The organism is Pedobacter sp. AC402 (assembly GCF_979252805.1).
The window spans coordinates 28,522-54,255 of the sequence record NZ_CEEDAI010000008.1; the positions used below are offsets into that span (position 1 = coordinate 28,522).

At 37.5% G+C, this 25,734-nt stretch carries 32 protein-coding genes; 3 read left to right on the plus strand and 29 right to left on the minus strand.

Features of this window, described 5'->3' with window-relative positions:
- Positions 1 to 180: 180 nt before the first annotated feature.
- The 8 genes from AC0IWE_RS09270 to AC0IWE_RS09305 all read right to left on the minus strand — a co-directional run bounded on the left by AC0IWE_RS09270 (position 181) and on the right by AC0IWE_RS09305 (position 4,720).
- Positions 181 to 576, minus strand: a complete 396-nt coding sequence (locus AC0IWE_RS09270) for a DUF805 domain-containing protein (RefSeq protein WP_471792855.1) — start codon at positions 574 to 576, stop codon at positions 181 to 183.
- A 292-nt stretch (positions 577 to 868) separates the two neighbouring features.
- Positions 869 to 2,161: a DASH family cryptochrome gene (locus tag AC0IWE_RS09275; protein ID WP_471792856.1), complete on the minus strand. Its 1,293-nt coding sequence runs from the start codon at positions 2,159 to 2,161 to the stop codon at positions 869 to 871.
- Between the two features lie 132 nt (positions 2,162 to 2,293).
- A complete protein-coding gene (locus AC0IWE_RS09280) occupies positions 2,294 to 2,512 on the minus strand; it encodes a hypothetical protein (RefSeq protein ID WP_055911647.1) in 219 nt (72 codons plus the stop codon).
- 169 nt (positions 2,513 to 2,681) lie between these two features.
- Positions 2,682 to 3,203, minus strand: a complete 522-nt coding sequence (locus tag AC0IWE_RS09285; RefSeq protein ID WP_471792857.1) for a DUF1264 domain-containing protein — start codon at positions 3,201 to 3,203, stop codon at positions 2,682 to 2,684.
- Positions 3,118 to 3,381 carry a DUF1264 domain-containing protein gene (locus AC0IWE_RS09290; protein ID WP_471793004.1) on the minus strand — a complete coding sequence of 88 codons (264 nt, stop codon included), beginning with the start codon at positions 3,379 to 3,381 and terminating at the stop codon, positions 3,118 to 3,120. The genes AC0IWE_RS09285 and AC0IWE_RS09290 overlap by 86 nt, the downstream gene beginning before the upstream one ends.
- Before the next feature lie 140 nt (positions 3,382 to 3,521).
- Positions 3,522 to 3,779, minus strand: coding sequence for a SemiSWEET family sugar transporter (locus AC0IWE_RS09295; protein WP_055911652.1), 258 nt, complete (start codon positions 3,777 to 3,779; stop codon positions 3,522 to 3,524).
- A 186-nt stretch (positions 3,780 to 3,965) separates the two neighbouring features.
- Complete coding sequence (locus AC0IWE_RS09300) at positions 3,966 to 4,220, minus strand: hypothetical protein (protein WP_471792858.1); 255 nt, start codon at positions 4,218 to 4,220, stop codon at positions 3,966 to 3,968.
- A 230-nt stretch (positions 4,221 to 4,450) separates the two neighbouring features.
- Entirely contained in the window at positions 4,451 to 4,720 is a 270-nt protein-coding gene (locus AC0IWE_RS09305; protein WP_471792859.1) for a hypothetical protein, read from the minus strand.
- A gap of 123 nt (positions 4,721 to 4,843) precedes the next feature.
- Here AC0IWE_RS09305 and AC0IWE_RS09310 point away from each other — a divergent pair, with 123 nt between their 5' ends.
- Positions 4,844 to 5,323: a DUF1810 domain-containing protein gene (locus AC0IWE_RS09310; protein WP_471792860.1), complete on the plus strand. Its 480-nt coding sequence runs from the start codon at positions 4,844 to 4,846 to the stop codon at positions 5,321 to 5,323.
- A gap of 209 nt (positions 5,324 to 5,532) precedes the next feature.
- On the opposite strand, the gene AC0IWE_RS09315 is transcribed toward AC0IWE_RS09310, so the two are convergent.
- Complete coding sequence (locus AC0IWE_RS09315) at positions 5,533 to 6,372, minus strand: AraC family transcriptional regulator (protein WP_471792861.1); 840 nt, start codon at positions 6,370 to 6,372, stop codon at positions 5,533 to 5,535.
- 123 nt (positions 6,373 to 6,495) lie between these two features.
- Here AC0IWE_RS09315 and AC0IWE_RS09320 point away from each other — a divergent pair, with 123 nt between their 5' ends.
- Together AC0IWE_RS09320 and AC0IWE_RS09325 are read left to right on the plus strand one after the other, a co-directional pair.
- Complete coding sequence (locus tag AC0IWE_RS09320; protein ID WP_471792862.1) at positions 6,496 to 7,269, plus strand: zinc-binding alcohol dehydrogenase family protein; 774 nt, start codon at positions 6,496 to 6,498, stop codon at positions 7,267 to 7,269.
- Positions 7,270 to 7,321: 52 nt separating this feature from the next.
- The gene (locus AC0IWE_RS09325; RefSeq protein WP_471792863.1) at positions 7,322 to 7,510 is read left to right on the plus strand and encodes a zinc-binding dehydrogenase; all 189 of its coding nucleotides are present in this window, start codon (positions 7,322 to 7,324) and stop codon (positions 7,508 to 7,510) included.
- A 331-nt stretch (positions 7,511 to 7,841) separates the two neighbouring features.
- On the opposite strand, the gene glmS is transcribed toward AC0IWE_RS09325, so the two are convergent.
- The 20 genes from glmS to asnB all read right to left on the minus strand — a co-directional run bounded on the left by glmS (position 7,842) and on the right by asnB (position 25,730).
- Complete coding sequence (gene glmS, locus AC0IWE_RS09330) at positions 7,842 to 9,680, minus strand: glutamine--fructose-6-phosphate transaminase (isomerizing) (RefSeq protein ID WP_463494247.1); 1,839 nt, start codon at positions 9,678 to 9,680, stop codon at positions 7,842 to 7,844.
- 83 nt (positions 9,681 to 9,763) lie between these two features.
- A complete protein-coding gene (locus AC0IWE_RS09335) occupies positions 9,764 to 10,063 on the minus strand; it encodes a hypothetical protein (protein ID WP_055911670.1) in 300 nt (99 codons plus the stop codon).
- Positions 10,064 to 10,105: 42 nt separating this feature from the next.
- The gene (locus AC0IWE_RS09340; RefSeq protein WP_471792864.1) at positions 10,106 to 10,528 is read right to left on the minus strand and encodes a hypothetical protein; all 423 of its coding nucleotides are present in this window, start codon (positions 10,526 to 10,528) and stop codon (positions 10,106 to 10,108) included.
- A gap of 296 nt (positions 10,529 to 10,824) precedes the next feature.
- A complete protein-coding gene (locus tag AC0IWE_RS09345; protein ID WP_055911676.1) occupies positions 10,825 to 11,241 on the minus strand; it encodes a helix-turn-helix domain-containing protein in 417 nt (138 codons plus the stop codon).
- A gap of 127 nt (positions 11,242 to 11,368) precedes the next feature.
- Positions 11,369 to 13,297: a polysaccharide biosynthesis protein gene (locus tag AC0IWE_RS09350; protein WP_471792865.1), complete on the minus strand. Its 1,929-nt coding sequence runs from the start codon at positions 13,295 to 13,297 to the stop codon at positions 11,369 to 11,371.
- 36 nt (positions 13,298 to 13,333) lie between these two features.
- The gene (locus AC0IWE_RS09355; RefSeq protein ID WP_471792866.1) at positions 13,334 to 14,392 is read right to left on the minus strand and encodes a GNAT family N-acetyltransferase; all 1,059 of its coding nucleotides are present in this window, start codon (positions 14,390 to 14,392) and stop codon (positions 13,334 to 13,336) included.
- A gap of 27 nt (positions 14,393 to 14,419) precedes the next feature.
- Positions 14,420 to 15,457 (minus strand): GNAT family N-acetyltransferase, encoded by a 1,038-nt coding sequence (locus AC0IWE_RS09360; RefSeq protein WP_471792867.1) that lies wholly within the window; start codon positions 15,455 to 15,457, stop codon positions 14,420 to 14,422.
- A gap of 38 nt (positions 15,458 to 15,495) precedes the next feature.
- On the minus strand, positions 15,496 to 15,990 hold the full coding sequence (locus tag AC0IWE_RS09365) for a GNAT family N-acetyltransferase (protein WP_471792868.1): 495 nt from the start codon (positions 15,988 to 15,990) through the stop codon (positions 15,496 to 15,498).
- A gap of 102 nt (positions 15,991 to 16,092) precedes the next feature.
- Positions 16,093 to 16,959 carry a hypothetical protein gene (locus AC0IWE_RS09370; protein ID WP_471792869.1) on the minus strand — a complete coding sequence of 289 codons (867 nt, stop codon included), beginning with the start codon at positions 16,957 to 16,959 and terminating at the stop codon, positions 16,093 to 16,095.
- Between the two features lie 11 nt (positions 16,960 to 16,970).
- Positions 16,971 to 17,774, minus strand: coding sequence for a phytanoyl-CoA dioxygenase family protein (locus AC0IWE_RS09375; protein ID WP_055911694.1), 804 nt, complete (start codon positions 17,772 to 17,774; stop codon positions 16,971 to 16,973).
- Between the two features lie 53 nt (positions 17,775 to 17,827).
- Positions 17,828 to 18,973 carry a glycosyltransferase family 4 protein gene (locus AC0IWE_RS09380; RefSeq protein ID WP_471792870.1) on the minus strand — a complete coding sequence of 382 codons (1,146 nt, stop codon included), beginning with the start codon at positions 18,971 to 18,973 and terminating at the stop codon, positions 17,828 to 17,830.
- A gap of 87 nt (positions 18,974 to 19,060) precedes the next feature.
- The gene (locus tag AC0IWE_RS09385; protein WP_471792871.1) at positions 19,061 to 19,357 is read right to left on the minus strand and encodes a hypothetical protein; all 297 of its coding nucleotides are present in this window, start codon (positions 19,355 to 19,357) and stop codon (positions 19,061 to 19,063) included.
- A 17-nt stretch (positions 19,358 to 19,374) separates the two neighbouring features.
- The gene (locus AC0IWE_RS09390) at positions 19,375 to 20,460 is read right to left on the minus strand and encodes a pectate lyase family protein (protein WP_471792872.1); all 1,086 of its coding nucleotides are present in this window, start codon (positions 20,458 to 20,460) and stop codon (positions 19,375 to 19,377) included.
- 231 nt (positions 20,461 to 20,691) lie between these two features.
- Complete coding sequence (locus AC0IWE_RS09395) at positions 20,692 to 21,771, minus strand: NAD-dependent epimerase (RefSeq protein ID WP_463494229.1); 1,080 nt, start codon at positions 21,769 to 21,771, stop codon at positions 20,692 to 20,694.
- A gap of 123 nt (positions 21,772 to 21,894) precedes the next feature.
- Positions 21,895 to 22,977, minus strand: coding sequence for a glycosyltransferase (locus AC0IWE_RS09400; RefSeq protein ID WP_471792873.1), 1,083 nt, complete (start codon positions 22,975 to 22,977; stop codon positions 21,895 to 21,897).
- A gap of 8 nt (positions 22,978 to 22,985) precedes the next feature.
- Positions 22,986 to 23,405: a hypothetical protein gene (locus AC0IWE_RS09405; protein ID WP_471792874.1), complete on the minus strand. Its 420-nt coding sequence runs from the start codon at positions 23,403 to 23,405 to the stop codon at positions 22,986 to 22,988.
- A complete protein-coding gene (locus AC0IWE_RS09410; protein ID WP_471792875.1) occupies positions 23,305 to 23,646 on the minus strand; it encodes a glucosamine inositolphosphorylceramide transferase family protein in 342 nt (113 codons plus the stop codon). Before AC0IWE_RS09410 ends, AC0IWE_RS09405 begins: the two co-directional genes overlap by 101 nt.
- A complete protein-coding gene (locus tag AC0IWE_RS09415) occupies positions 23,640 to 23,798 on the minus strand; it encodes a hypothetical protein (RefSeq protein WP_471792876.1) in 159 nt (52 codons plus the stop codon). Before AC0IWE_RS09415 ends, AC0IWE_RS09410 begins: the two co-directional genes overlap by 7 nt.
- 89 nt (positions 23,799 to 23,887) lie before the next feature.
- On the minus strand, positions 23,888 to 24,859 hold the full coding sequence (locus AC0IWE_RS09420; RefSeq protein WP_471793005.1) for an asparagine synthetase B family protein: 972 nt from the start codon (positions 24,857 to 24,859) through the stop codon (positions 23,888 to 23,890).
- Complete coding sequence (gene asnB / locus AC0IWE_RS09425; protein ID WP_471792877.1) at positions 24,798 to 25,730, minus strand: asparagine synthase (glutamine-hydrolyzing); 933 nt, start codon at positions 25,728 to 25,730, stop codon at positions 24,798 to 24,800. Before asnB ends, AC0IWE_RS09420 begins: the two co-directional genes overlap by 62 nt.
- Positions 25,731 to 25,734 lie beyond the last annotated feature (4 nt).

Consider the following 25,734-nt stretch of genomic DNA (forward strand, 5'->3'; position numbering starts at 1 on the left):
TAATTTAAATGGCAGTATTCAGAATAGTTGGGATTTTCCTCAATTGCTTTATCAAATGGATAAAATTTAGCCTGGGAGAGAAATTCCTGTTATGAGGGTAAATCTATTAAGAAGGTCAAAAAATATGGTTGTGCATACCATATACCTAAATGGTTGATTATGTAGCTTTAATGTATTTGTTTAATCCAACTCTTGGGGTATATTATTTGCATTAGCTTCTGCCATTTTACCTGATTTAAAATCATATCCAAAGGCATCAAAATTATCATTCCCTTCACCCTTGGGATTATCACCATACTCATTTGGCCCATAATCACCAGCTGCAAAAAACATAAAAATTGCATAGAAAGGAATCAACTGCCACCAGCCCGATTTACCCAGATCATGGCAGCGTTTTGCTCCCTGAGAAATTAACAGATAGAGCGGTAAAAGCAACGTAATTTCAATCCAGCTACCAAAGGTTTTATTTTCTTGCAGGATAATAACAAAAAAGTTAATAATCATATAGAAAATTTGCGTTAAGGCTAATTCGGCACGGCGGATTCTGCCATAAAAGGAAAAGGGATCTTTAAACATTGGAGGGGCGTTAATCTGTTTGTTGGTTAATTTTGATTAAACATACCAAATATTAAATTTGATCTCAAATTTTTTACTAAAAAAATCCAATAAACGCAACTGCCTGCTAAACATGAATCATCCTCCAATTTAATTCAGCAAGAGAATTTATACTTAATATAAGTAACACATTAACAAATGGTTACAACTTATTATTTAACCTTTAATTGTTGTATTAAATTTATCGCTCTATCCCATTTTTTATATACCTGGATGGGTTTTGGATAAGCAGGAATATCGAATATCCATGGGATTAGAACTTCAATATTATTTCCATCCGATAGTTCGGGCACCCACTTCCTGATAAATCCTGTGCTTTATATTTATTGGATTGATGAACGGGGTTAGTGTACCAAATTTCAAAAGCCTGCATGTGCCAGTTCATCCAGTTTGAGCTTACATCATAATCGATTAATTTGGCTTCGAAATAAGCTGCACCCAAGGTCCAGTTTATCTTTAAATCATGCACAAAATAACTTGCACAGTTAACCCTGCCCCGATTGCTGATGTAACCGGTTTGGTTCAATTGCCTCATGTGAGCATCAATAAAAGGAATGCCTGTAGTACCTTTACACCACTTATCAAATTTCGCCTCGTCATTTTCCCACTCCATCGTCTTATTTTTGTAGCCGGTGGTTTTAAAAATCGAAGAACCAAAATGCATGGCCTTAAAGGTAAAATAATCCCTCCATACCAGTTCAAAAACGAGCCACCATGTACTCTGGTTTTTTTTGACGTTTTTTTCGTAGTCGATTACCTTTTCATAAATTTCCCTTGCCGAAATGCAGCCTAATGCCAGGTAAGGCGAAAACTTAGAACTATAGTCTAACCCATCCGATTTATTTCTGCTCCAACGGTATCCTGTTAAAAGTTCCGATTTAAAGGTGTAATATTCAAGTCTTTCCAAAGCTGCTGTTTCGCCACCTTTAAGCAAAGGCTTTGCATTTTTATATTCATCCTCATCAAATCCATAAATGCTGTAAGCAGGAAAAGGCTTGTTCTTTATATTCGGAACCTCATTTAATTGTGTAGGACGGCTAAAAGTTTTACGTGGGGCAGCCTGGTTTCCAACAGGAATTCTAAAAGCTTTGCTCGTGAGCGGGATATTTGGTATTGAAAAAGGAATATCGTCCTGATGATAAAGCGTTTTTCCCCAGAAGAAATGAAAATTAGTTTTAGGAAGCTTATCGATGAGCTTGTTTACCAAATCCAGCTCATAACTTGCGTATTCTTCTTCGGCATAAACATCAGTAATGCCATATTTTTCAATCAGCTCGGGAATGGTAACAAGTGCCGAAACCTCTCCGATGATTAAATGCACACCGAGAGATTTCAAATTCTTTTTTAAATCAAGAAGAGATTGCTCCAAAAACCTGAACCTCACCACATCTACCCTTCTGAAAACAAGCTCAAGCGTTTCAAAATCTTTCTTTTCTATACAATAGCAAAATACAAGCGTTTCACACGCTTCACTCGCTTTGGTTAAAGCTTCATTATCGTGCAGTCTTAAATCATTTTTGAACCACACGAGGCCACATTTCGCCATTTTAATAACTTTAACTCTTTTATAAATAGATTGTATAGCATTTAACTGATGTATAGCACATTAACATCAGTTATAGAAATTTAAAACAGCAAGTTTTGGTTATTAAAGCTGTTTAAATATTGTGGCAGGTTGCTAAATGCTGTTGTTATGCTCGGTAATTTGTTCCCCAATTGTCAATACGAGTTGATCATCCAGTTCATCCATGGTGCGCCATTGAACAACACCTTGATCGCCAGGCTCGGCATATACTGTACCGATTTTATTTTCTTCCTGAAGAATACGATAGGTACCATTTTCCTGTGGTTCGATGGTATATTCGCCATCATCCGTAATTATATTAAAGTTTTCCATTTTAAATTGATATGTTTTTTTCAACTGAATAACATAACAACACGGCCTGGTGATTAAAGTTTAAGAATATATGTTAGGCCTTGGTAGATAGCGGCATTTTATTCCTGTTAAGAATGAATATTTATATTTTTGCTCAAAAATAACCTTAATAAATTAGCAAGAATACATATTAATGTATGTGCGCTTCTCCCTGATGTTTGGTTTGGGCACTGTCTGCATCACTGGAAATAATAAACTGCCTGATTTTTCCTTTTTCCCATGCATTGGCCAATGGATCTACCTTTGGCATGGCGATATCTGCCCTTTTCTGCTTAATTTCTTTGCTCGAAACCTTAAAACGCTTGTCTCTTGCAACTAAAAGATTGGGTTTTAACTGGCCGTTTTTGGTAAAGCCCATCATAATCATCGGTGATCCTACAGGCAGTGATCTTTGTTGATCTGTATGCCAGGTATGTATGGTTTTACCATAAGTTGATACCAATTTCTCCATTAATTCATGCTCGGCAACATCAGGAATTCCCGGGGCGATGAGCGAACCCGATTTTACTTCATAGTGATGCGAGTGCCACAATAACTTTTCCTCATCAGAAAGCATTTTAAATAATTTAGGCGTTATAATGTATTCGATCCCCATGAAGCTGGCATCCCGCCCATTTCCATCGAAAATGATGGCTTGGTAAAAAGTCTTCATTTAATTGATTAACATAGTGGTGTGCCTCCATTTGGGCATTGAGGTTTCCGTTATAAAAGTGGAAACCATCAAGATAGGCATCAAAGCCCGCAAGTGGACGTTTATCCTGCAGCAAATCTGCCCCGCTGTTCAGGGCCTTATCTTTTGCAGTTTTCTTGATCTCCCGGACTTTGTACATTTGATTTTGTATTGTTTCCGCCGCAGGCAACCAGAAAAATCACTAAAAACCAATAAACTTTAAGAATAATAGCTTTCATTATCTGTTTAATTTAATGTTTGGAAAATTATAACTGGAAGTGAAGATTAATTTCTTAATAATCAGGATCGATAGCGGTATTTTAGCACCAACATGGTGATGTTTAAACCCAGTGCCAAAAAATTGGTGGAAATAATTGCAACGTCGGATTTATCGAAACCATAGTATACCCAAAGTGCGTTACCTGTCATCATTACAATAAACATAAATACCGAAACCTCTGTAGCCTTTTTCTTTTTAAGTGTTTTTACAATCTGCGGAACAATTGAAGATGAGGTAAGGATACCCGCTACAATGCCTATGATATCGATTAAATCCATGTATTACGCTAAATTTAAGCTCAAAAAATTATTCGTACGCCGAACGTATTTCAGAACATCAAATAAGAATTTGATATTCTGATGCCTTTTCTTTTCCTCTTATCCATTAACATAAGCCATTAATAACGAGGTATTTAATTGATTAAAGGAAAAATATAGAGGCCTTGCGTTTCGGTATTTGCTGCGTTACGGTTGAGGATCTTGTTGATCATGACCTTGGGTTTTCACTATTTTATTGTAAATACCCAATAGCAGAAATGGAGCTGCCCATTGGCCCACAAATAAAGCATTATGACGGTGACCGAGGCATTTTAACGTTAATGAAACACCCATAGCAGCTATTGAAGCCCATAAAAAGGTATCAGATGGCAGCTTTGATGTTTGTTCTTCGATTACGCGGGCAATTTTCCCTTCGCTCTGTGATTCGTTTTGCAATTCCATAACAATAAATTAAAGTGAATGAAGTTTTGTAAGTTTTAGTTACCCTTATTTCAGTTCTATTATTATGACAAGCTGATTCTGCCGAAAGTTCGGCATTTTTGAATTACAGGTATTTTTGCACCGCCAACAGGTAATTATCGGATGTAGACCAGTATATATCGCGTTTTAAGGTCGCATTTTGTAAAATACAGTCAGAATTGTTTAAAAATCAGTCCCCTTTAAGTTTAATTTTATATTTCCTCGGATAGGTCTTTATAAATTCCATATGGATGATGTGCTTCAATTTTATCAGCCAGTAAATGAAGCAGTTCTTCATTAAGCCCCGCGGGATTTTGGCAGATGTGAAGAAAATTATTCGGATCGGGCTCAAAAGCTGCTACAAATTTGCCCTGCTGAAATACTTTCACTTTGCAGCTTTGACCGTTATGATGCAGGTATTCAATAATCTCAAAATGATGAATTTCTTTATCTGCACTGATATTGATCTGATAATTTTCCATAGCTTTTTGTATTTTATTATAACAATAAGAACAGCAGCTTGGTTTTTAAGGGGGAATTGAGTGGAATATTCCAAACCATTTCAAGAATCATATGGTTAAATAATTGTAGTTTAAAATTCTGTTATGAAAAATACAACCCACCAAATGCAATCTTTTAAAAATCTGGATGAGCAGGAACTGGAAAGATTCATTTCCGCGCAGGAACGTGATTATGCCAGGGCATTTGATGAAATTACCTCAGGAAGAAAACAGTCGCATTGGATGTGGTATATATTTCCGCAGATCCAGGGATTGGGGTTTTCTGATACTGCTAAATATTATGCCATCCGCGACCTTAAACAGGCTTCAGATTATTTAGCTCACCCCATATTGGGTAAAAGGCTTATAGAAATTTCGGAGAAACTGTTAAGCCACAAAGGGCTTAGTGCACACAGGATTTTTGGCAGTCCGGATGACCTTAAACTCTGTTCTTGCATGAGTTTATTCGCTTCGGTGCCTGGTGCACCTCCTATTTTTAACCAGGTAATTGATCAGTTTTTTTCTGGAGAAAAAGATTTAAAAACAAAACGGATTCTGGAGCTACAATCCTTTTATAAAAATTGATTGATTAATGTTTTTTGGAGTTTTAATAGGAACTAAATCGCTTTTGGGATGGGTTATTTTTGGTGTAAAGCACCAATGCTGGCCAACTATAATTTAACCACAGATAAAAAGAATGCACACAGATATGAAGATTCGTGTATATCTGTTTTTAACTGTGGTTAAAAACGCTTAAATTGATGTTGAAGATACTAAGAACAAATCATTCGCAATTAACTTGCAACAGCACTTCTAAAAGCTTTCAAACTCAATCCCTTTTGCGATTTAAAGAATTTATTTAAATGACTTTCATCTGTAAAGCCCAATTCGTAGGCAATTTCGTTAATCCGCATACTGCTAAAGCGTAAACGTGCTTCAATAAGTTTTATCCTTAAATTGGCAATGTACTGTTGTAATGTTTCGTTGGTATGTTTTTTAAAATATTTACCGAAATAGTTCTCCGAAATGCCAAATTCTCTACTTAGTTTTTCTGCCCTCAACTTTTCCGGATTATAAATATTGGCCTGAATGTAATTAAGCAAGGCCAACGTTTTTTCTTCAGCATCTTCTTTTACAGCCGCGGGCATGTATTTAGCAATATTTCTGGCAACCACTACAATCATCGTATCAACCATTTTAGTAATCAGCTCTTTATTGTATAAATCGTGGTTAAGGTGTTCTGCTATTACAGCTTGTATAAGTGATTTGATAAAAGGTTTATCTGATTGGTTTTTAAGGATACACCCTGCCTGGTGACTTGCATTTTGCAAAATATATTCCATCCGCTGTACATCACCGGTATTAAAATCTTTGGAGCGGATGTACACATTACCAAAACGGAGAAAGAAAAATTCGGTAGTCGTCTCAATTTCAAACGAATGGCAATCTTCCGGAGTAATCAGGAACATATGGCCAGGCCGGTAATCGAACTTATTGTTGTTTATACATTGTTTCCCTGTGCCTGATAAGATATAAACCAGTTCGAAAAATAGGTGTTTATGGCCGTACTTAGGGCTTTCATCTAATTTTTCGTAAACAATTTCGTAGGGATTATATATAGTTTCTCTATTCATTACGCTTTAATATAGCGCAAATTTACCAATAAAAAGCAAAGTTATACTGAATATGAACACAATATCAGTTTATATTTGCTATATAAAATAATTAAGCATTGCACATTTATATAAGCAAATAATATGAAAGCTATAGGATTTAAAACATCGCTCCCGATTGCAGAAAATGAAAGTTTTATCGAATTTGAAACCCCGATTCCGACCGCACAGGGGCGTGATATTTTAGTAAAGATTAAGGCCATCAGTATAAATCCGGTTGATTTTAAGATTCGCCAAAGCGGGGCTAAGGATACCACGCTTGATACGCCTAAAATAATTGGCTGGGATGCGAGTGGAACAGTGGAAGCTGTTGGAGATGCAGTTACACTTTTCAAAGTTGGCGATGAAGTATACTATGCCGGAGATTTAACCCGCAGCGGATCAAATGCTGAATATCAGTTGGTAGATGAGCGTATTGTAGGTACAAAACCGACTAAACTTAGTGATGCTGAGGCCGCAGCAATGCCATTAACTGCCCTAACCGCATGGGAATCGCTTTACGACCGCATCCGTATTGATGCTGAAAAGGACAAAGGAAAAAGTATACTGATTATTGGAGGAGCTGGTGGCGTAGGTTCAATTGCAATTCAGCTTGCAAAAAAAATAAGCGGATTAAAGGTAATTACCACTGCCTCGCGCAATGAAACCAAAGAATGGTGTAAGGCTATGGGTGCAGATTTGGTGGTTAACCACAACAACTTAATTGAAGAAATACGGCTGGCAGGTTACAAGGAAGTAGATTTTGTGCTTGATTTTGTTGACTTAAACAGCTATTGGGATGCGATAGTAGAATTGATAAAGCCGCAGGGACATATTGTTTCTATAACCTGGCTCTGCCACCCCAATTGTACTGAATAAACTAAAAAACAAAAGTGTTACGTTTTCATGGGAACTGATGTATACCCGTTCGATGTACCAAACAGAAGATATGGAGGAGCAACACCGTATTTTAAATAAAATGGCGGTACTACTGGATAACGGAACGCTTCAGGCAACTTTAAACACCACATTAAAAGGGTTTACAGTTGAAAATTTGAAGGAAGCACACCGTTTGTTAGAAAGCGGAAAAACAATTGGTAAGGTTGTAATCGAATATTAAGGAGTAACGATTGCCGCTAAATCGGAGCGTTGACTTCGGATGAAAGCAAAAACGGATTCATCATTGCGAGCCGGCTTTTTCAGCCAACGAAGCAATCCTACAACGATCGCTACCAAGCGTCTACTTTAAGATTGCTTCGTTCTTCAGCAGTGGCGATTGCCTTAATGAAAACCATCGATATTAAAAGTTTGATTTCTTCATGGGTGTTTTACAGGCTTCAGACTGGCAACATGATAGATGTTATTAATAAGTATGGTTGTCATTTACATTTGCCCGAAAACAAGAAAAGGCCACTCCTTTCGGAGCAACCTTCCCGTATATTATTAAAAAATTATTCTACTGTAACCGATTTTGCCAAATTTCTTGGCTGATCTACATTACAACCCCTCATTACAGCTATATGATAGGCCAGCAATTGCAATGGAATGGTGGCCAACAGTGGTAAAAATGCTTCATCCGCATCGGGTATTTCGATAAAGTAATCAACCATATCCCGTACCTTTGTATCTCCTTTAGTTACAATGGCAATTACAATTCCTTTACGTGCCTTAACCTCCTGAATATTGCTGATTACTTTTTCATAAGATGAATTGTGCGTAGCAATAAAAATAACCGGCATTTGCTCATCAATTAATGCAATTGGTCCGTGTTTCATTTCTGCCGCAGGATAACCTTCAGCATGGATGTATGATATTTCTTTGAGTTTTAAAGCACCCTCCAGGGCTACAGGGAAACCACTACCCCGGCCCAAAAACAGGCAGTTGCTCGATTCTTTTATCTCAGCTGCAATGTATTTAACCAACTCGTTGGCCGCTAAAGCCTCCTGAACTTTGTTCGGAATATTTTCCAATTCGGCAAGTAGGCTTACTAATTTCTCTTTACTGATGGTTCCTTTTTGCTGGGCCATGTAAAAGGCCATTAAGGTTAAAACCGTTACCTGTGCGGTAAAAGCTTTGGTTGAGGCTACTCCAATTTCTGGTCCGGCATGGGTGTACACTCCGGCATGACTTAACCTCGGTATAGATGCTCCGGCAACATTGCATATGCCAAAAATGGTTGCTCCTTTTTCTTTGGCCATCTCAATCGCTGCCATGGTATCTGCCGTTTCGCCAGATTGAGAAATGGCAATAACCACATCTTTTTCTGTTATAATGGGATTACGGTACCTAAATTCGGAGGCATACTCTACTTCTACAGGTATCCTTGCGTACTCCTCTATCAGGTATTCGCCTACTAAACCCGCATGCCAGGAGGTACCACAGGCCACAATAATAATCCGGTCTATATTTTTAAGTTTTTCGGCAAATTCTTTAATCCCGCCCAATTGTACCTTGCCTTGTTGCGGGTAAATACGTCCGCGCATACAATCCTGAATGGAACGGGGCTGTTCAAAAATTTCTTTTAGCATAAAATGATCGAACCCGCCTTTTTCCAGCATCTCGAGTTTCATGTTTAATTCTTGTATGGTTGGTGTTTGAATAACGTTATCCAGGCGTTTGATCAAAAGTTCACTTTTACTAATTATAGCGATTTCATTATCATTCAGGTAGATTACATTTTTGGTATATTCTATAATGGGTGTGGCATCAGAAGCAATAAAATATTCGCCACTGCCTACACCAATTACCATCGGACTGCCTTTACGTGCAACCACCAAACAATCTGGTGTCCGCTTGTCCATAACCACAATTGCATAGGCACCTACTACCTCGTTTAAGGCCAAACGCACAGATTCTAGTAAATCGGTACCTTCCATGTTCTGTATTTCTTCAATCAGATGAATCAAAACCTCTGTATCTGTATCGCTACTAAACTGATGTCCTCTGGTTAAAAGCTCTTCTTTAAGGGTTGCATAATTTTCGATTATTCCGTTATGGATGATGGAAAGTTGTTTATTATTTGAGGTATGAGGATGCGAATTACGATCAGATGGCTGTCCGTGGGTGGCCCAGCGCGTATGTCCCATTCCAACATTACCTGTGCAATCGAAATTTTTGGCATAATCTTCTAAAACAGAAACCTTACCTGCCTTTTTGTACATATTTTGCTTTAGGCCATTCATTACAGTAATGCCTGCACTATCATAACCACGGTATTCTAACCGTTTTAAACCTTTTAATACAACTGGCCATGCCGCTCTAAAACCGATGTAACCTATAATTCCGCACATAATTTTTTAATTAGTTGTTATTGAATTTTCTTTATTCCGCAACCGCTTTGCACGGTTATTTTAATAAAATGCTCAACTGGCTGTTACTTTTTGCCGCTCATATCCATAAAAATAGACTTTATACCTTCCAGGAGTTCTTTCCTATCACTGGCCAAAACCAATGGAAACCACTCATCGGTGTGCAGTTCTACCACATGCTCATGAATCAGATAGTGCCGCCCTGATCTAACCCTGCGCCTGTTACCGGAAATAATTGTTCCGGAGAGCATTTTGATTATAATTTTCGTAATCATCCTGATATACTTAGGCGAATCTTCGTATTTGCAGTCGATAAAAAGGATCCACAACCCATTCATGGTATTGTACTGTATACTTGCTTTCATGTATAAAGCGATTAAAGATGATCACTGAGGCGCCTCACCTTTTTACAGGCTGAAGCCCCAGGCAATTCTGAAACCAACAAAGTTGTTGGTATGATCGCAGAGGTAGAATTTGCCATTGCTTTCAAAGCGTAGCCCTGCATCGATATAATTGCTATCGTGCAGGTAAAATATCATTCCAACCTGCGGTGCATAAATAAAGGCTGCATTTTTTCCTTCAACGCAATCTGCTTTGTTGAGCAGGAAGGAAAAACCGATTTCAGATTGGAGATAAAGATTGCTCCGGTAAAAATATTTTAGTCCTGCTTTAAAGGGAACAAGTTTTAAATCGTCTACCAAATGCGCATAGCTGGCAGAAGCAAAAATGTTATTGAAACCGGTATTTACGGTAGCATAAAGTATGCTTTCGGTTATTGGAAACTCCGCCTGAGCTGAAACACCCAGTGGAGCTTCATATTTATCGGCCAAATAACCAGTTGCAAGGCCGGTTTCGATACCTACAGAATACCGGATACCTGTGCCACCATAAACCTGAGCATTGGGCTTTAGCGCCCTGAAAAATAAATAGTGATAACAGTAGAGTTAACGCGTTAATTGTTTTCATGATTCAAAAAAATTTAGTGAATAGAAATCCAGCACCATAAAAAAAATTATGGCGCATGTGTTTAGAGAGATAAATACTAATTAAAAAAGAGCCTGCAGGGCTGCAAACTCAAAGGAATGTATTGAATTTTTAATGGAAACTAAAAGATTATAAGTTGGTGTTAAGAAATTGTACGGTGGTTGTTTCTGGGCATGGTGTGATGGGCCACTGTTTCAGAAGCGTTTTTTTCAAGATTGGTGTGGCTTAATATTTCATTATATTTTTCCAGCAGCTTAATGTATTTGTTCATCCAGAAATAAACAGAATTGGGATCGCCTTTTGTATAATCTTCAGTATGGGTATCGAAAGCTTCGTTAAGCTGATTTCCACTTTTAGAAAAGGTTTCTGGTAATTCTACAGAAAAATCATGACCGATTACGGTACCCACTTTCCAGATAATTTCAGGGTTTAAGCTTTTTTGATCAAACCAATTGTAAATGGTTCTTCTACTTACATTCAATTTACGGGATAATTCACTTATTCCCATTCTATCCCGGCGTACAACACGCTCAAGAACCTGGCCTACATTTAAACTCATAGCAGTTAATTTAATTTAAAATAAACATTTAAACTCGATCAACAATCTGGGACGACTACTTGATGCAATTTAATAATTATTTAGATAACTAATACTAAATAATTTTATTAGGGTGATTTTACGGTAGTTAATTAGCCACCAACAGATCCAACTCTTCGTAACGTGAGTTGTTGCTGATGTAATCTGGTATAATTTCTTTCATTTTCTTTACCATGTTTAAATCATTTCCATTGTTGTTGAGCACAATAAGATCTTTAATAATCTGGTTAACATAGAGGTAATTATATGCTACTTTTTGAGAAATTTTTATTTTAGGATGGTGGGTTGCCATAATTTCTTCTTCCATAAGCAAAAGTTCTTCGTAAAGTTTCTCACCCGGCCTTAAACCAGTAAACACAATATCGATGTCGGCATAAGGTGTTAAACCTGCCAATTTGATCATATTTACAGCCAGATCTACAATTTTAACGGGCTTGCCCATATCAAAAAGAAATATCTCGCCTCCCTTTCCCATTGCTCCGGCTTCCATCACCAGCTGAACGGCTTCAGGGATGGTCATAAAATACCGCGTAATTTCCGGATCGGTTACAGTAATCGGACCTCTTTTTTCAATCTGGCTTTTAAACCTTGGAATTACCGATCCGTTGGAGCCCAATACATTGCCGAAACGGGTGGTTACAAAACGGGTACTGGATGCTTGGGTAGTAATTTCGCCATTGGCTAATATTTCAGGACTGTTTAAAGATTGAATATAAATTTCTGCAAGGCGTTTGGATGCGCCCATAACATTGGTCGGTTTTACAGCTTTATCGGTAGAAATCATTACAAATTTTTCTACGTTATATTCCATTGATACATCTGCCATGTTTTTTGTGCCCAACACGTTGGTTAAAACGGCTTCGGCAGGGTTATCCTCCATCATGGGTACATGTTTGTAGGCTGCCGCATGAAACACAATTTCGGGCTTATAGAGTTCAAACAACGTTCTGATGCGGTTTACATTCTGCACATTGGCCATAAAAATTTTCACGTTGGCCGATTGAAAATTATCTTCGAGTTCGAGTTTTAAATCGTGAAGCGGAGTTTCAGCCTGATCGCACAGAACAACAGTTTTAGGATTATACTGCAAAGCCTGGCGAACAATTTCTGAGCCAATTGAGCCCGCAGCACCCGTTACCAGAATACATTTCCCGCTTAAATCTTTAAGGATATTTTTCTTGTTCAGCTTAATTGGTTCGCGCTCCAAAAGGTCTTCAATTTTTAAATCTCTTAGTTGATGGGCATCCAATTTGCCATACAGCCACTTATCTGATGGGGGCACCATAATTACTTTAATGCCCTGGTTAACGCAGATGTCGATAATTTTCTTTTTATTCAGCGTATTCAATGCATCTTCGGCAAACAGAATTTTTTTAATGCTGTGTTTATCTTTCAAAAGTTCAACTGAGCACGAATGATAAACTTTTTTCTGTTCGAGGTATTTGTCTACACGATCTCTGTTATCATCAATAAAGCCAACAACATTCAAATCTGAATCTTCATTCTGCTCTATTGCCTTTTTAATAAGGATTGCCTTTTTTTCTGAACCATAAATTAAAATATTTTCTTTGGTTTCTGATTTAAGCTCTTTAAAAAACAAGAACACCCCTTTTACCAAAATCCTTAAAAGAATAAGTAGTGATGATGAGATAAAAAAGTTCAGGATCAAGGCCTTATCCATCTGGCTCCAAAGCAATTGAAACCGTTGAGACAAGATTTTATTTACGCTGATAAAAAGCAAACTGGTTACAAAAACAGCCATAAAAACCCGCAAAATATCTTCAGTATTGGAATAGCGGATGATACCGGTGTGGATCCTTAACGACATAAAAACACCCGCCGCAATAAAGCAATATAAGGCTACATAAATGGAGTTGCTGGAGCTAAACACATCTGCATAGCTCAAAGTATTGGTTAATACGATTGATACAAACAATGTCCAAACCACAATTAACTGATCGATCAGTAAAATCAACCATCTTGAGTGCGCTTTATCGGGAAAAAAAATCTTTTTCATAATTGAGAATCATTAAATATTTGTGTAAGGTTTGGTTTAGTGAGGAATCATTCTGTAAAGGGGAAAAAAATCTGCATTGCTTTGCAAGTGGTTACCCGAGTTTTCTACCAATTGATTGTAAACGGCTTTATTGGCAACATAACGCCAACTGTAATAATCTAAAACCATATTGGAAAAGCCCAATTTCCATTCGAAAAGGGAATCTTCTTTAAAAGCAAGGCCACCACCTAAGTGGTAATATTTCATATTCCATTTCCGCCCGAGTTCACTCACTTCATCCACTAAAAACTTGGCCGGGGAGTTTTTAAGGTAAATGGCATTGGTAGCAATTAAGTGGCCTTGTATAATGCCGTTGGTACACATAATAATACTTCCGCAAACAATATCCTGGTTGGCATAAATCAAGATCAGTTTACAGTCGAATTCGGTGGAGTTAATAAGGTTAGTAAAATATGCTTCATCAAAAAGGTAAAAATCTGCCGCACTGATGCGGGTCATGTTTGATTGATAGAGTTTGGCAAAAGCAGCAATATCAGGTTGCAACTTACTTTCTACAGCAACATAACCAAATTTACGGCACTTTTTAATGCTATCTCTTGTGGTTTGCCTGTATTGTTTACGTTGTTCTTCTATATTTTGCTTTAAATTAATGGCAATGGTTTTTCCATTTTCAAATAAACCCTCAGTTCGCTGTAAAAGTTCATTCTGGCTGAAAAACGGATGCAATTTTGAAAAAACCGATATGTAATTGCCCTTATCTAGAAATAAAAAAAAAGCTTTTAAAAAATTATCCATTAAGCCATCATCCAAATCGGCAAACTTTAAGTTTGAAATCGGTCCGGTATAACCATAAACACAATGCAGATCATAATAGATGGTATCCGGAATGGCACGTTCCAATAACGGGATGGCAATAAAGTTACCCGCCTCTGCATATACAAATAAAATGGGGTTACCATTTGCTGCTAAAGAATGATAATGCCAGGAATGATAAAAATCATAATCCGCAGCAAGCTTAACATACTTTATCCAATCGTCTTTTTGTTTTAACGTAAATTGTAAAGCAGTACCGGTAGCATTATTTTCAATCTGCATAACAGTGTTTTAAAAAAACTTAATTGATTAAGAAGCAATTACGGGACTACGGTAGAGTGGAAAAAAATCGATGTTTGAGAAAGGATCAAGCGATCTTTCGTTTAATAAACTATTGTATAAATCGTTATTGGCAATGTAACGCCAACTGTTAAATTCGAAGCATAAATTAGAAAAACCCATTTTCCAGCCAAAGAGGTTATCTTCTTTAAAGTTAACCCCACCGCCCAGGTTAAAATACTTATAGCCAAGCTGCCTGCCGATTACGGTAATTTCATCTGTTAATAATTTTGCAGGAGACTCGAACAGGTAAGTGGTTTTGGTGGCCAGCAAATGTACCTGCATAATTTCATTGGTACAAACCACAATCGCCCCCGAAATGGCTATACCATCTTTGTACACCAGAAAAAGTTTACTGTCAAACTCATCCGAAGAAAGCAGTGCCACAAAATATGCATTGTTAAAAAGATAGTGATCTTTGGCCCCAATGCGGATCATGTTTTCTGTATATATTTCAGAAAATATGCTTGCATCATTAATATCAGTAGAAATTTTGACTTCGTAATCGCGCTTGCGTAAACGCCTTATTTTTTCTTTTACACTTTTTCGGTAACCTGCACGCTGGCTTTCAATTGTTGTGGTTAAATCAATCGCAACGGTTTTCCCATTTGCATGTACGCCCGAAAACTTTTCCATCAATCTTTCCTGGTTAAAAAATGGATGTAACCTCGAAAAAACCGTTACATTTTGCCCTGTTTCTAAAAAACCGACAAAAGATGTTTTAAAACGCTCCATAAAATCATCGTCGAGGAATTCGAAATCCATGTTGGATATTGGGCCTGTATATCCATAAACAGAGGTAAAATCAAAAAAATCGGAGCCCGGAATATTTCGTTTTAAAAGCGGAAAAGCAATAAAGTTTTCATCTTCTTCGTATACAAATAATATTGGCAGGCCACTTTTATCTAATGAATGGTAATACCAGGTGTGATAAAAATCGTAGTGAAGCGCACGTTTTACATAGTCAGACCATTCTTGCTTATCATCAATTGTAATAATCTTTCTCATTTGGAAGTTGTATTTATTGTTTTTCTTTACAGGATAGATTAATGTATGGTTGCTAGAACTGAAGCATTAATTACCATTTTTATAAAATCTGATTGTTGCGAAACAGGTTGAAAGCCAACTTTTTTATAAATTGAATATGCTGCCAAATTCTCTGCATGCACTTCTAAAAACACATTTTTAAGGTTAAGGTTATAAAAGGCATATTTAAGCAGCATTAATGATGCATGGTAGCCAATACCCTTGCCCCAGTATTTTTTTTCGCCAATAAAAAGATGGAATTCGGCGGTTTCATTTGCAATATCAAGCAGCTGGATGTTGCCTATATATTCGTTGGTGTTTTTTACACAAATGGCAAAACGTTTTTCATTTGTTAAATCAAGCTTATTCAGTAACCATTGTTTCTCAATTTCGGCCGTGATGGGTTGTTTAAGCATAAATTTGGTATATAACCATACTTCAGGGTCATTCCGCCATCTGTACGATACCTCTGCATCTTTCAATGCCAATGGCCTAAGGTAAATTTCCGTGATCATATCAGTTGCTTTAATGCTTTAACTATCAGGGCCATATCTGCTAAGCTGTAGCGATGATCGATTGGTATTGAAACCAGATTTACCGCCAGGAAAAATTCAAAACTATCGGCATGGGGCCCATTCAAAAACATTGGGCCAATACGTAGCCACAAAAATTTTTTGATTGATGAGCTGCTTTTTTATGGAAGGATCTTCTAGCAGAAGCGGATAAACCATCGGAACATCGTTGCCTGAGAAATTTAGCCTTAAAATATTTTCCTCACCTAAATGCTCATCGAGGTAAGCAAAATTGCTCTTTCTAATTTGAGCACATTTTTCATAATCAATGCTGGCCAGAATTGTTGCTGTTAAAACAGACATCTTTTTGATTTCGTTATGGCAAAGCACATTGTTATTTGCAATATAATCGGCATAACCTTCCTCAATATTCAGATCGATACTTTTAATCAGGTGCGAAAAACGGTCTGTAGATTGATCTTGTTTTAAACTTAAACCAAGTTGGGTAGAAATATTAAGGTACGCACCATCGGGTACGCCAAAAAACTTTCTACAGGAATAAAAAGTGTCGCAATTTGCTATAGGCTCACAAAAAAAGGCCTGTGCATTGTCAATAATCAGATGTTTAATCTCTTTAGCCAACCTTTTAACGGTAGCAGTTTTTATCCCAAAATAATTGGTGTAAAGGAAACAGCTTCGTTCGCCAATTTCGAAATCAATTACCGGATCTAAATCCTCGTCTATATGGTAAAAATGATATTTTACATTTAATTTTTTTAAGGGCTCCAATAAAACTTCACAGGTAAAGTATGGCAGGTAAATGCTGGTGTACTTTCTTATCCTCAGTATATATTCCAAAGCATTCCTACCTGTGTTAAGGGCAATTAAATTTGGATAATAAACTGCTCCTTTCGATAATTCGAGTGGTATATAGCCTCCAATTGTTTTGGCTGCATGCGTTATTGTTTCCATTGTAATCACATCTATCCCTGATCTGTTTTATACATTCTGCTTTCTACCGGCCTGTAATATTCTTGTAAGCTGGCAGGCACCCTGGCATTATAGCCAATGATCTGCCTTAAATCGCTATCTATTTTTTCGCCAAATTCGTAACCCAGAAAACGAGGGTAATCGAACTGTTGTTTAATGTAAGGTTTTGTAAAGCCCAAAGTTAAAGCCCTGCGGTGTTTACGGGTAAAATTGATTCCTCCAGCATGCCAGATATTGGAATCAAAGAGGATGATACTACCCTTTTTAGCAATGGCCTGTTTAGAAAAAGCCTTAAAATGCTTTTCATCAGGCTTAATATCCAGCTTATGAGAACCTGAAAGAAAATGTGTGGCTCCATTGAAAATGGTAAAATCATCAAGTACAATAATCATCTGGATCATAAATTTCGATTCGGATGAAAAGGTGCGCACATCACGGTGGATATTCTGGATATAAGATTTACTTTTTTTGGAGTTAATTACCCCGTTAATGCCATTGAGGATATAGTTACCGCCCAAAAAATCGCGGATTTCCCTGTGGCAGTATAATTTGCTCAAAAGTTCAATTGCAAAATTGTCTTTCTCGAGCAAATGATGCAGCGTGCCCTCCATATTTTCATCAATTCCATTCAAAACCTGTATTTCTCTCCTTAAAAGATAAGATGTTTCAAAACCTGTGGTGATTTCTGAAATTAATTTCTGACTGATTGCTTTTTCATATACAACCCATCCATACTCATCTATAGCTTCTCTGAAATCGGCTAAGGTGGCTCGTTTGTAAATAAATGTATTGTTCACAGTTTAAGGTTTAGTTTATTTATTTGGTTAGTTTATTTGTGTGCCCGGGCTGGTTAGGCCTGTAATTGCATAATCTTAAAAAGTGCTGCATTAACAATGTTTACATCAAATTTTGCCTTTGCAAATTGATGCCCATTGTTTCCATAAGCAATAATATCATCACTGTTATTAATAAAGTACTCCATTTTACTGGCCAGTGCACCGGCATCTTTAACCGGGATAAGAAAGCCGTTAGCTTGTTTAGGATCGTTATTAACCGTTTCGCGGCAACCCACAGAATCGCTGGTAATTACCGCTCTTCCCATAGCCATTCCCTCCAGTACAGATCTCGGTACGCCTTCGCCATAATAAGATGGAAGCACCATTACAGAAGAACTTTCTACTTCTGGCCGCACATCATCAACCTGCCCCATGTACTTTATGGTATCTCCAGAGGCTATTTCCTGATATAAGGCAGGGGTAATTGCATCTATATTGCTATCATAAGGACCAATTAATTTAAAAACAGTTAACGGAAAGCGGCTTCTGATCATTTTTGCAGCATCGTAATATTCTTTTATTCCTTTTGCATTGATCAATCTGGATACCATTAAAAAGGTAATGGGCGATGTACTTGGTTTTGAGTAGTTGTAGTGACTTAAATCTACGCCTGAGCCGTTTACCACATATACCTGATGTTTTTTATTTAGGATTTTTAAATCAATCAATCGCTCAGAATCATCCTTATTTTGAAATATGATATTTAAACTGGGATTGGGTTTTAGACTTAACTTTAACAGTAACCGGGTTATTTTAACAATCAGTTTGTTACTAGTGCTATTATCTGTAAAATTATAGCCTAACCCGGTGAGCATTGGGGCAATTAATTTAACCTTGCATATTTTGGCTAAAAATGAGCCATAAATAACCGGTTTAAAAGTGTAAGGAAAAAAAACGTCGGGCTTAATTGCCCTGATTAGTTTATAAAGTGAGTAAATAAACCTCAGGTCGGATAAGATAGAAACATTACTGCCATCGAGCTTACTTTCGTAAGTAATTACCTGGAGTTCTTTTAACCTGTTCCGAACCGATTCTAGTTCTATTTTAGGTGTAAAAACATACACCTGGTTGTGCTGCTGCATCTTTTCGATCAGTTTGCCGCGAAAATCGAGCAATGACCTGGAAGAATCGCACACGATAAAAATCTTTTTTTTGGTCATATTCATCATGTCAAAATTTTAATTTAAACTGCAAAGCCACCTATCCAGGTGGCTTTTTGCAGAAAAAATATGAAGATTTTGGTTTACTTATCTGGCACCAGCATTTGCCATAACAATGGCAGGCACACTGGCTGCATCGTTAAGGAATGATTTGTAATCATAATCTGGAATCCAGTTAGAAACTGTCGTCGTTATATTGTTTGCACCACATTTATCGTAAATATTGGTGTCAATGCCGCTAAAATATCCTTCAGGATCGCTTGCTACTTTTGTTGTTAAAGGTTTGGCACAGTTAGAGAAATATTCGTTATCTGTTCGTACAATACCACCAGCTCTTGTGCCGATAGAGTAACCGGCATTGTTAAGGTGATAATTGTTAAACATATGCACACTTCCATAATTCATTGAAGGCTCGCGACTTCGGTAACATTGTACCACATGTTATGGTGCATGGTGATGTGTAATTTTCCTTTATCGGATTCATGACCTTCAATACCGCCGCTAATCAGCACAGATAAATTTGTATCGTGAAACTTATTCCATGATACCGTTACATAATCAGATTCTCTGGTAATGGTAATATCTTTACCCCAATATTCCCAACCGCGTGAACGGTCTGTAGAAAAATCACAATGATCTACCCAAATGTGGTGGGCAGCCTCTTTAATCTGTACCGCAGCTTGTTCTACATAATTTTTAAAGGTAATGTTCTGAATTACAATGTTGTTTACCGTATAAATAAATAGGTTAACACCTTCTATAACAGCACCAGATCTACCAATAATGGATTTGTTGGATTTTACATAAACCGGATCGGTACCCGCGCCTTTAATGGTACCATTAATATAAACTGTACGGGTTACATTATCGCCAAGTGCAGCTTTTAACTGCGCCAAAGTACTTACAGTAGTTTCTACCCCGCCCTGGCCACCTGTTGTTTTACCATTTACCAAAGCATAACCTACCAACGCTGCATTAACCGTGGTGTTTGCTGGTGTGCTGGGTGTTTGTACCTCTGCCGGAGGCAAAGCCGCGCTTGTACCGCCTATTAAATAAGTATAAGAACGGCCGTTGGTTCTCGGGTCTGAATTATCAGATGCTGAAAATATAACCGTGGTGCCCCAATGGCTAAACCTTCCTTTACCAATGTTTCTTATATCATCGTGTACGCTATGGGCAGGGCCAATTTCTACACCGTTTTCAAATAACCTTAATACTGATTGCTCTTTTGCGCTTTCACTATCACCACCAGAAATTGATTGTGCAATTTTAAAGGCGTAACCACCTTCGGATTTTAATCCTGAAAGGCTTAATTTGCCAGTACTGCCACTGGTTGCGGCCAATACCGCGCTCGAATCTTTCGAAAACAGCTGAGTACTATCAACCAGCACATCATTCGCTTTCACACTTTTTTTACAGTTACTAAAAAAAATAACTGTCATTAATATTAAACCAATTAAACTCACTTCTCTAAACAATTTTGTCATTCTCTGCATTTTTATTTTTTTAAATTTACAACTTAACGCTATGCGCGATAAATGAGTATATCTAAGAAAATGCAGGTAAAACGCTGATAATTAATTAATAGGAATAATATTTACGATTATTTATACTGTAAACCAATTGCTTACAGATTGTAAAATGAAGATTTAATTATTCAATATATAGTAGTTTATTATACACCTAGTTTACAAATAAATGACAAACCAAATTGCATGTTATGCTGTTTTGAGCGAAACCTGTAAATCTGGGTGGTAAAAAGCTGTAAACCAGTTTACAAAATTCTTCACACCTTCATGCACGGATACTGATGGTTCATAATTGAGCAGGTTTTTAAGATCATCAATATTTGCCGATGTTTCTGCTACGTCTCCATCCTGCATCGGCATAAAAATTTTCTGTGCAGTTAATCCGGTTTCTTTTTCAATTTCTTCTACAAAATCAAGCAGGTTAACGGGTGCTCCCCTTCCTATGTTAAATACAGCAAAGGGTGCTGCAGAGGTTGCCGGATCAGGATTTTGATTGTTCCAGTGCGGATTTGGCTGTGCAGGCTGATCGAATATTCTTACGATACCTTCTATAATATCATCCACATAAGTGAAATCTCTCTTCATCTCCCCATTATTAAAAACTTCGATCGGTTTACCTTCCAAAATTGCCTTGGTGAATAAAAAAAGAGCCATATCCGGGCGGCCCCACGGACCATAAACGGTGAAAAAACGCAACGCGGTAGTTGGCAAATTAAATAAGTGGCTGTAGGCATGCGCCATTAATTCGTTGCTCTTTTTAGAGGCGGCGTATAATGAAACCGGATGATCTACATTATCATGTGCCGAAAAAGGCATTTTTTTGTTCAAGCCATACACGCTGGATGAACTTGCATATAATAAATGACCAACCTTAAAATGGCGGCTACATTCTAAAACGTTTAAAAAACCTTTAATGTTGGCTTCAATGTATGCATCTGGATTGGTAAGACTATAGCGTACACCAGCTTGAGCAGCCAGGTTACATACCGCATCAAACTGGTAGGTTTTAAAACAGTTTTCCAGGCTTTCCTTATCGCAGATGTCCAATTTTATAAAAGTATAATTTTCATATTTATCACTAACCTGAGGGATGCCATAAACAAGATCATGATGATCGATACCACTTTGGGCCAAACGGGCATGTTTTAAGTTTACATCGTAATAGTCGTTAATGTTATCAACGCCAACAACAACATCTCCCCTTTCCAATAAGCGTTTTGCCAGGTGGAAACCAATAAATCCGGCTGTACCGGTAATTAAAATTTTCATAAAGTTTGAGTTTGAGAAACTGTTAAGAATTGCCCGTTCAAAGGGCTTAGTTTTCGTTTTTTTCGGGACGCAAGAATGCATCCCATTAGCAATGCGGTAATAATTGTTTATATTTTTTGGGTTTTAGTTTTGTTGTTTTAGCGCACTCAGAATAGATTGCGCAAATATTTCGGGCTTACGGCCATACAAATACTGCATGGTGATTTCAGCATTGTGATTTGCTTGGCCTTTAAGTGTTTTACCCATCGCCTCGGCAAGTGCTTCTACATTGTCTACCTCCACTTTGGCAATGGCCGGAATTTCGTTAATTCCCCCGGCGCAAAGTGTGGCCACCACTGCATTGTTTACCGACATCATTTCTAACAGCACATTTGGGAAACCTTCTTTTATAGAGGATACTACACAAAGTTTAGCCTGTTTAAAATACGGGACCGGATTATCTATTTGTCCTTTTAAAAAAACCGAATCCGTTAAATTATTTTCCTGGATAATGCTGGTGAGTACTGCTCTTTCTTTTCCTTCTCCCAATAAAAGTAATTTCATTTCCGGATGCGCCTGCTTTAGCAATTTAAAAGCTCTTATCAAAACCGGAAACCCTTTTTCAGGGATCAGCCGGCCTGCCGAGCAGATAAATTCGAGTTTTGCATCACCATTAATCAGCGGTTGGGTAGATTTAGCTATAATTTTATCAAAATCAACCGGATTTGGCTGCACCAGTACCTTACCTTCAACCAGGAATTTATTATGTTCCAATAGCTGTGTTTTCATTAGTTCGGTTTGGCAAACCACTAAATTTACCGCTGGGTAACCCATGCGGTAAATAATTTTATATATGCGTTTTTTAATTCCGCTAAAACGGGTAAATACTGACGTACATTCGCGTACAATCAATTTTGATTTGAGGTAACCGATTCTTTTTAAAAAACCTAAAAAGGCATTTAAATAAGGATGCGTGCTCATTACTACATCATCTTTTTTAAATTTTCTTAGCATAGGGGTCAGTTTAATAAAACCCCAAAAAATGGTATGCTTTGAAAGGTATCGCTTAGTAATCTGTTCAGAAATTTTGAGTCCAGAAAAAGGATGTTTTTTTAAAAAGTACATTTCTCCGCCAGCAGCATTAGCCATCATTAACAGTACATTTTCTGCACCATTTGGCGCATCAGTAAGTGAAATGAGAATTATTTTTTGTGGAGCGATAGTCATTCGGTTGTTTATCTGTTTTTAAAGTTCCTTACAAACTTCTTAAAGGGCATTATCATACTGAGTACTTTGCGTTTGCCATCTATTACGATAATATTTTGAGCGAAGCTTATGTTGTGCAATCCCTGGTTGTAGGCTTTATCAGGTAATATTTCGAACTTAAGGCTAGTTTTAAATTCCTTTTCATTAAGTTTTTCTATTTCGTTGATGATAATTGATCCCCCATAACAATTGCTTGGGTTCTGCGTTGGCCGATAAAGTGATTCACCAACCTTAAAAAGATTGCCGGCAGCCCGGCAAAACTCCCTTTCTACAGGGATAGGATTTAGATTATGCCCCGTAATATTGGCCATCCAAAGTTTTTGAATGGTAAATGTAGAGTTGATGATGATCTCCGGATACACTGGTAAAAAGCCAATAGCTACCGGCATGGTAAATGACAGAACTATCTACAAAAGCTTTTCCGCTCACCAATACTTTTATTTTAATCAATTGGCTGGGGTTTTCCTCATCTATTTGATAGAGCGCAATTTCCTTTCCTGCGGAGGTTTCGGGGATGCAGTACAAAACACCATTTTCTTCAATTAAATACGGATAGGATAAATGAATCTGACCAGGTTTAATACCCTTTACTTTCTGTTTATTTTTAAAATCAAAACCATCAATTACCATAATCTCTCTCCTTTGCCTTTCCAGAAATCGAGTTCTTCATAATAAATCCGAGGTTTATCGTTTACATTTACCACAAAAGGATCTGCAGCATAATCTACGCGGTCTTCTTTTAACCAGTTGATGGATGGAGCAAGCTTTTTAGTCCTGATCAAGCTCTTCTGCCGTTTGGTGCACATAGCCGATATTCCATTTATCAGCAGCAAAAATTTTATTGAAAAGGTTAACTGTTGCATTCATCATATTAGGCTACTAATGGAATTTGACGGGTGGTTGATTTATTTTTAATCAGCCATTGCGAAAGCACCAACAATTTCCATATTTGAGGGTACCTGTTCCACTTCCCGCTCATGTGTTCGTTAATAATTTCCTGTGTTCTTTTTAAGCGGATGCCAGGAATGTTTTTCAGGTTATCTGCTGATAAATTATCCATTACATAATCTTTAAGTTCATTTCTGAACCAATTTTGAAACGGCATGGTAAAACCCGCTTTTGGCCTATCAAACAACTGTGCAGGCACCCGTTCAAACAATAAATCTTTTAAAATCCGTTTTTGGTTTCCGCTGGTATATTTAAAGGAAGTGGGCAAACTCCTTGCAAATTCCATTACCCGGTAATCCATTAAAGGAGAACGCGATTCCAATGAAAATGCCATTGATGCACGGTCTACTTTGGTATTGATATCACCATTTAAATAAGTTTTAATATCAAAATCAGAAATCCGCTCCAATAACGGTTTGGATGGATTGGTGAGAATATGCATCAATGGATTAAACTTTGCTAAATCGGGTTGTTTTACCCATGAGTTTTCCATATTGCCGAACATTTTTACATAGAGTTTTTCTACATCTTCCATCGATATGCCCATGGCAATAAGTTTATGGCGGTAGCTTGGCGAGTGATTAATTAAACCCGCCAACGCTTTTCTTACGCCATGTGGGGCGTAAAACAGGCTATTTACCTGTTTAATCCATTTATAACGGTGGTAACCCAAAAAGGCTTCATCACCGGCATCGCCACTAAGGGCAACGGTAACATGCTGCCTGGTATTTTTGCTGAGCAGCATGGTTGGTATGGCACTCGAATCTGCAAAAGGTTCATCATAGTAACGGTTAAAGTTTTCAATCAGCTTAATTCCGTCATCATAATTGCATTCAATTGTATGGTGATCGGTGCCTAAATGTTTGGCTACCGTGTGTTGCATAAGCACTTTCATCAAAACCTTTTTCGTTAAATTTTATAGAAAAAGTTTTAACATGATCGATCTCTTTCGTGGCCAGCGCAGCAATAAGCGACGAATCTATCCCGCCTGATAAAAAAACACCAAGTGGCACATCTGCATTCATCCTGATTTTAACAGCATCGGTAAGGATCAGTTCCAAAGCCTCTTTTGCTTCATCATAAGTGCCTGTAAACTTGTTCTTCCATCCATAATCAAGTGTCCAGTATTCGGTAATTTTAATTTTATGGCTGCCCAGATCGTAAGTAAAATAATTTGCCGCAGGCAGCTGTTTTACTTCCGCAAAAATAGATTGTGGCTCTGGTACATATCCCCAGATTAAATATTGGCTAATGGCATCTTCATCAACAGTTAAGCTCCTATCTATACTAATTTGTGATGGTTGGCTTGCAAATTCAAACGATCCATGGTGATGAGCATAATAAAATGGCTTTTTGCCAAAACGATCTCTTGCACCAAAAAGTTCATTTTTTCGGGTATCGTAAATTACAAAAGCGAACATTCCGTTAAAACGGGTAAGGCAGGCTGCGCCATATTCTAAATAGGCAGCGCAAATTACTTCGGTATCAGAACTGGTGCTAAACTGGTAGTTTTTACGTTCTAATTCTCTTCTGATATCTTTGTAATTGTATATTTCTCCGTTAAAAACAATACGAAGATGCAAATAGGAAAACGGCTGGTTTGAGCGGGCATCAAGATCGATAATTGCCAGGCGGTTATGCGCAAAAGCAACTTGATCGTAGCGTTGAACCCCTGTATAATCGGGACCACGAAAACTGATCCTTGCCATTTTCTGGCGGATTGTTCCGTCTGAGTAAGGTATAGTTGTGCCGTATATTCCACACATAACA

What these genes read in the sequence shown, in the direction of transcription:
- glmS (WP_463494247.1), bottom strand. Translation starts at nt 9,680, where the DNA reads ATGTGCGGAATTATAGGTTACATCGGTTTTAGAGCGGCATGGCCAGTT.
- AC0IWE_RS09285 (WP_471792857.1), bottom strand. Translation starts at nt 3,203, where the DNA reads ATGAAGACTTTTTACCAAGCCATCATTTTCGATGGAAATGGGCGGGAT.
- AC0IWE_RS09345 (WP_055911676.1), bottom strand. Translation starts at nt 11,241, where the DNA reads ATGAGTTTAAATGTAGGCCAGGTTCTTGAGCGTGTTGTACGCCGGGAT.
- AC0IWE_RS09305 (WP_471792859.1), bottom strand. Translation starts at nt 4,720, where the DNA reads ATGGAAAATTATCAGATCAATATCAGTGCAGATAAAGAAATTCATCAT.
- asnB (WP_471792877.1), bottom strand. Translation starts at nt 25,730, where the DNA reads ATGTGTGGAATATACGGCACAACTATACCTTACTCAGACGGAACAATC.
- AC0IWE_RS09320 (WP_471792862.1), top strand. Translation starts at nt 6,496, where the DNA reads ATGAAAGCTATAGGATTTAAAACATCGCTCCCGATTGCAGAAAATGAA.
- AC0IWE_RS09390 (WP_471792872.1), bottom strand. Translation starts at nt 20,460, where the DNA reads ATGACAAAATTGTTTAGAGAAGTGAGTTTAATTGGTTTAATATTAATG.
- AC0IWE_RS09410 (WP_471792875.1), bottom strand. Translation starts at nt 23,646, where the DNA reads ATGGTAATTGATGGTTTTGATTTTAAAAATAAACAGAAAGTAAAGGGT.
- AC0IWE_RS09420 (WP_471793005.1), bottom strand. Translation starts at nt 24,859, where the DNA reads ATGAAAGTGCTTATGCAACACACGGTAGCCAAACATTTAGGCACCGAT.
- AC0IWE_RS09380 (WP_471792870.1), bottom strand. Translation starts at nt 18,973, where the DNA reads ATGACCAAAAAAAAGATTTTTATCGTGTGCGATTCTTCCAGGTCATTG.
- AC0IWE_RS09335 (WP_055911670.1), bottom strand. Translation starts at nt 10,063, where the DNA reads ATGAAAGCAAGTATACAGTACAATACCATGAATGGGTTGTGGATCCTT.
- AC0IWE_RS09405 (WP_471792874.1), bottom strand. Translation starts at nt 23,405, where the DNA reads ATGCCGGTAGCTATTGGCTTTTTACCAGTGTATCCGGAGATCATCATC.
- AC0IWE_RS09310 (WP_471792860.1), top strand. Translation starts at nt 4,844, where the DNA reads ATGAAAAATACAACCCACCAAATGCAATCTTTTAAAAATCTGGATGAG.
- AC0IWE_RS09365 (WP_471792868.1), bottom strand. Translation starts at nt 15,990, where the DNA reads ATGATCACGGAAATTTACCTTAGGCCATTGGCATTGAAAGATGCAGAG.
- AC0IWE_RS09400 (WP_471792873.1), bottom strand. Translation starts at nt 22,977, where the DNA reads ATGACTATCGCTCCACAAAAAATAATTCTCATTTCACTTACTGATGCG.
- AC0IWE_RS09360 (WP_471792867.1), bottom strand. Translation starts at nt 15,457, where the DNA reads ATGAGAAAGATTATTACAATTGATGATAAGCAAGAATGGTCTGACTAT.
- AC0IWE_RS09315 (WP_471792861.1), bottom strand. Translation starts at nt 6,372, where the DNA reads ATGAATAGAGAAACTATATATAATCCCTACGAAATTGTTTACGAAAAA.
- AC0IWE_RS09295 (WP_055911652.1), bottom strand. Translation starts at nt 3,779, where the DNA reads ATGGATTTAATCGATATCATAGGCATTGTAGCGGGTATCCTTACCTCA.
- AC0IWE_RS09355 (WP_471792866.1), bottom strand. Translation starts at nt 14,392, where the DNA reads ATGCAGATTGAAAATAATGCTACCGGTACTGCTTTACAATTTACGTTA.
- AC0IWE_RS09275 (WP_471792856.1), bottom strand. Translation starts at nt 2,161, where the DNA reads ATGGCGAAATGTGGCCTCGTGTGGTTCAAAAATGATTTAAGACTGCAC.
- AC0IWE_RS09370 (WP_471792869.1), bottom strand. Translation starts at nt 16,959, where the DNA reads ATGGAAACAATAACGCATGCAGCCAAAACAATTGGAGGCTATATACCA.
- AC0IWE_RS09290 (WP_471793004.1), bottom strand. Translation starts at nt 3,381, where the DNA reads ATGTACAAAGTCCGGGAGATCAAGAAAACTGCAAAAGATAAGGCCCTG.
- AC0IWE_RS09300 (WP_471792858.1), bottom strand. Translation starts at nt 4,220, where the DNA reads ATGGAATTGCAAAACGAATCACAGAGCGAAGGGAAAATTGCCCGCGTA.
- AC0IWE_RS09325 (WP_471792863.1), top strand. Translation starts at nt 7,322, where the DNA reads ATGTACCAAACAGAAGATATGGAGGAGCAACACCGTATTTTAAATAAA.
- AC0IWE_RS09280 (WP_055911647.1), bottom strand. Translation starts at nt 2,512, where the DNA reads ATGGAAAACTTTAATATAATTACGGATGATGGCGAATATACCATCGAA.
- AC0IWE_RS09350 (WP_471792865.1), bottom strand. Translation starts at nt 13,297, where the DNA reads ATGAAAAAGATTTTTTTTCCCGATAAAGCGCACTCAAGATGGTTGATT.
- AC0IWE_RS09270 (WP_471792855.1), bottom strand. Translation starts at nt 576, where the DNA reads ATGTTTAAAGATCCCTTTTCCTTTTATGGCAGAATCCGCCGTGCCGAA.
- AC0IWE_RS09395 (WP_463494229.1), bottom strand. Translation starts at nt 21,771, where the DNA reads ATGAAAATTTTAATTACCGGTACAGCCGGATTTATTGGTTTCCACCTG.
- AC0IWE_RS09385 (WP_471792871.1), bottom strand. Translation starts at nt 19,357, where the DNA reads ATGTTTAACAATTATCACCTTAACAATGCCGGTTACTCTATCGGCACA.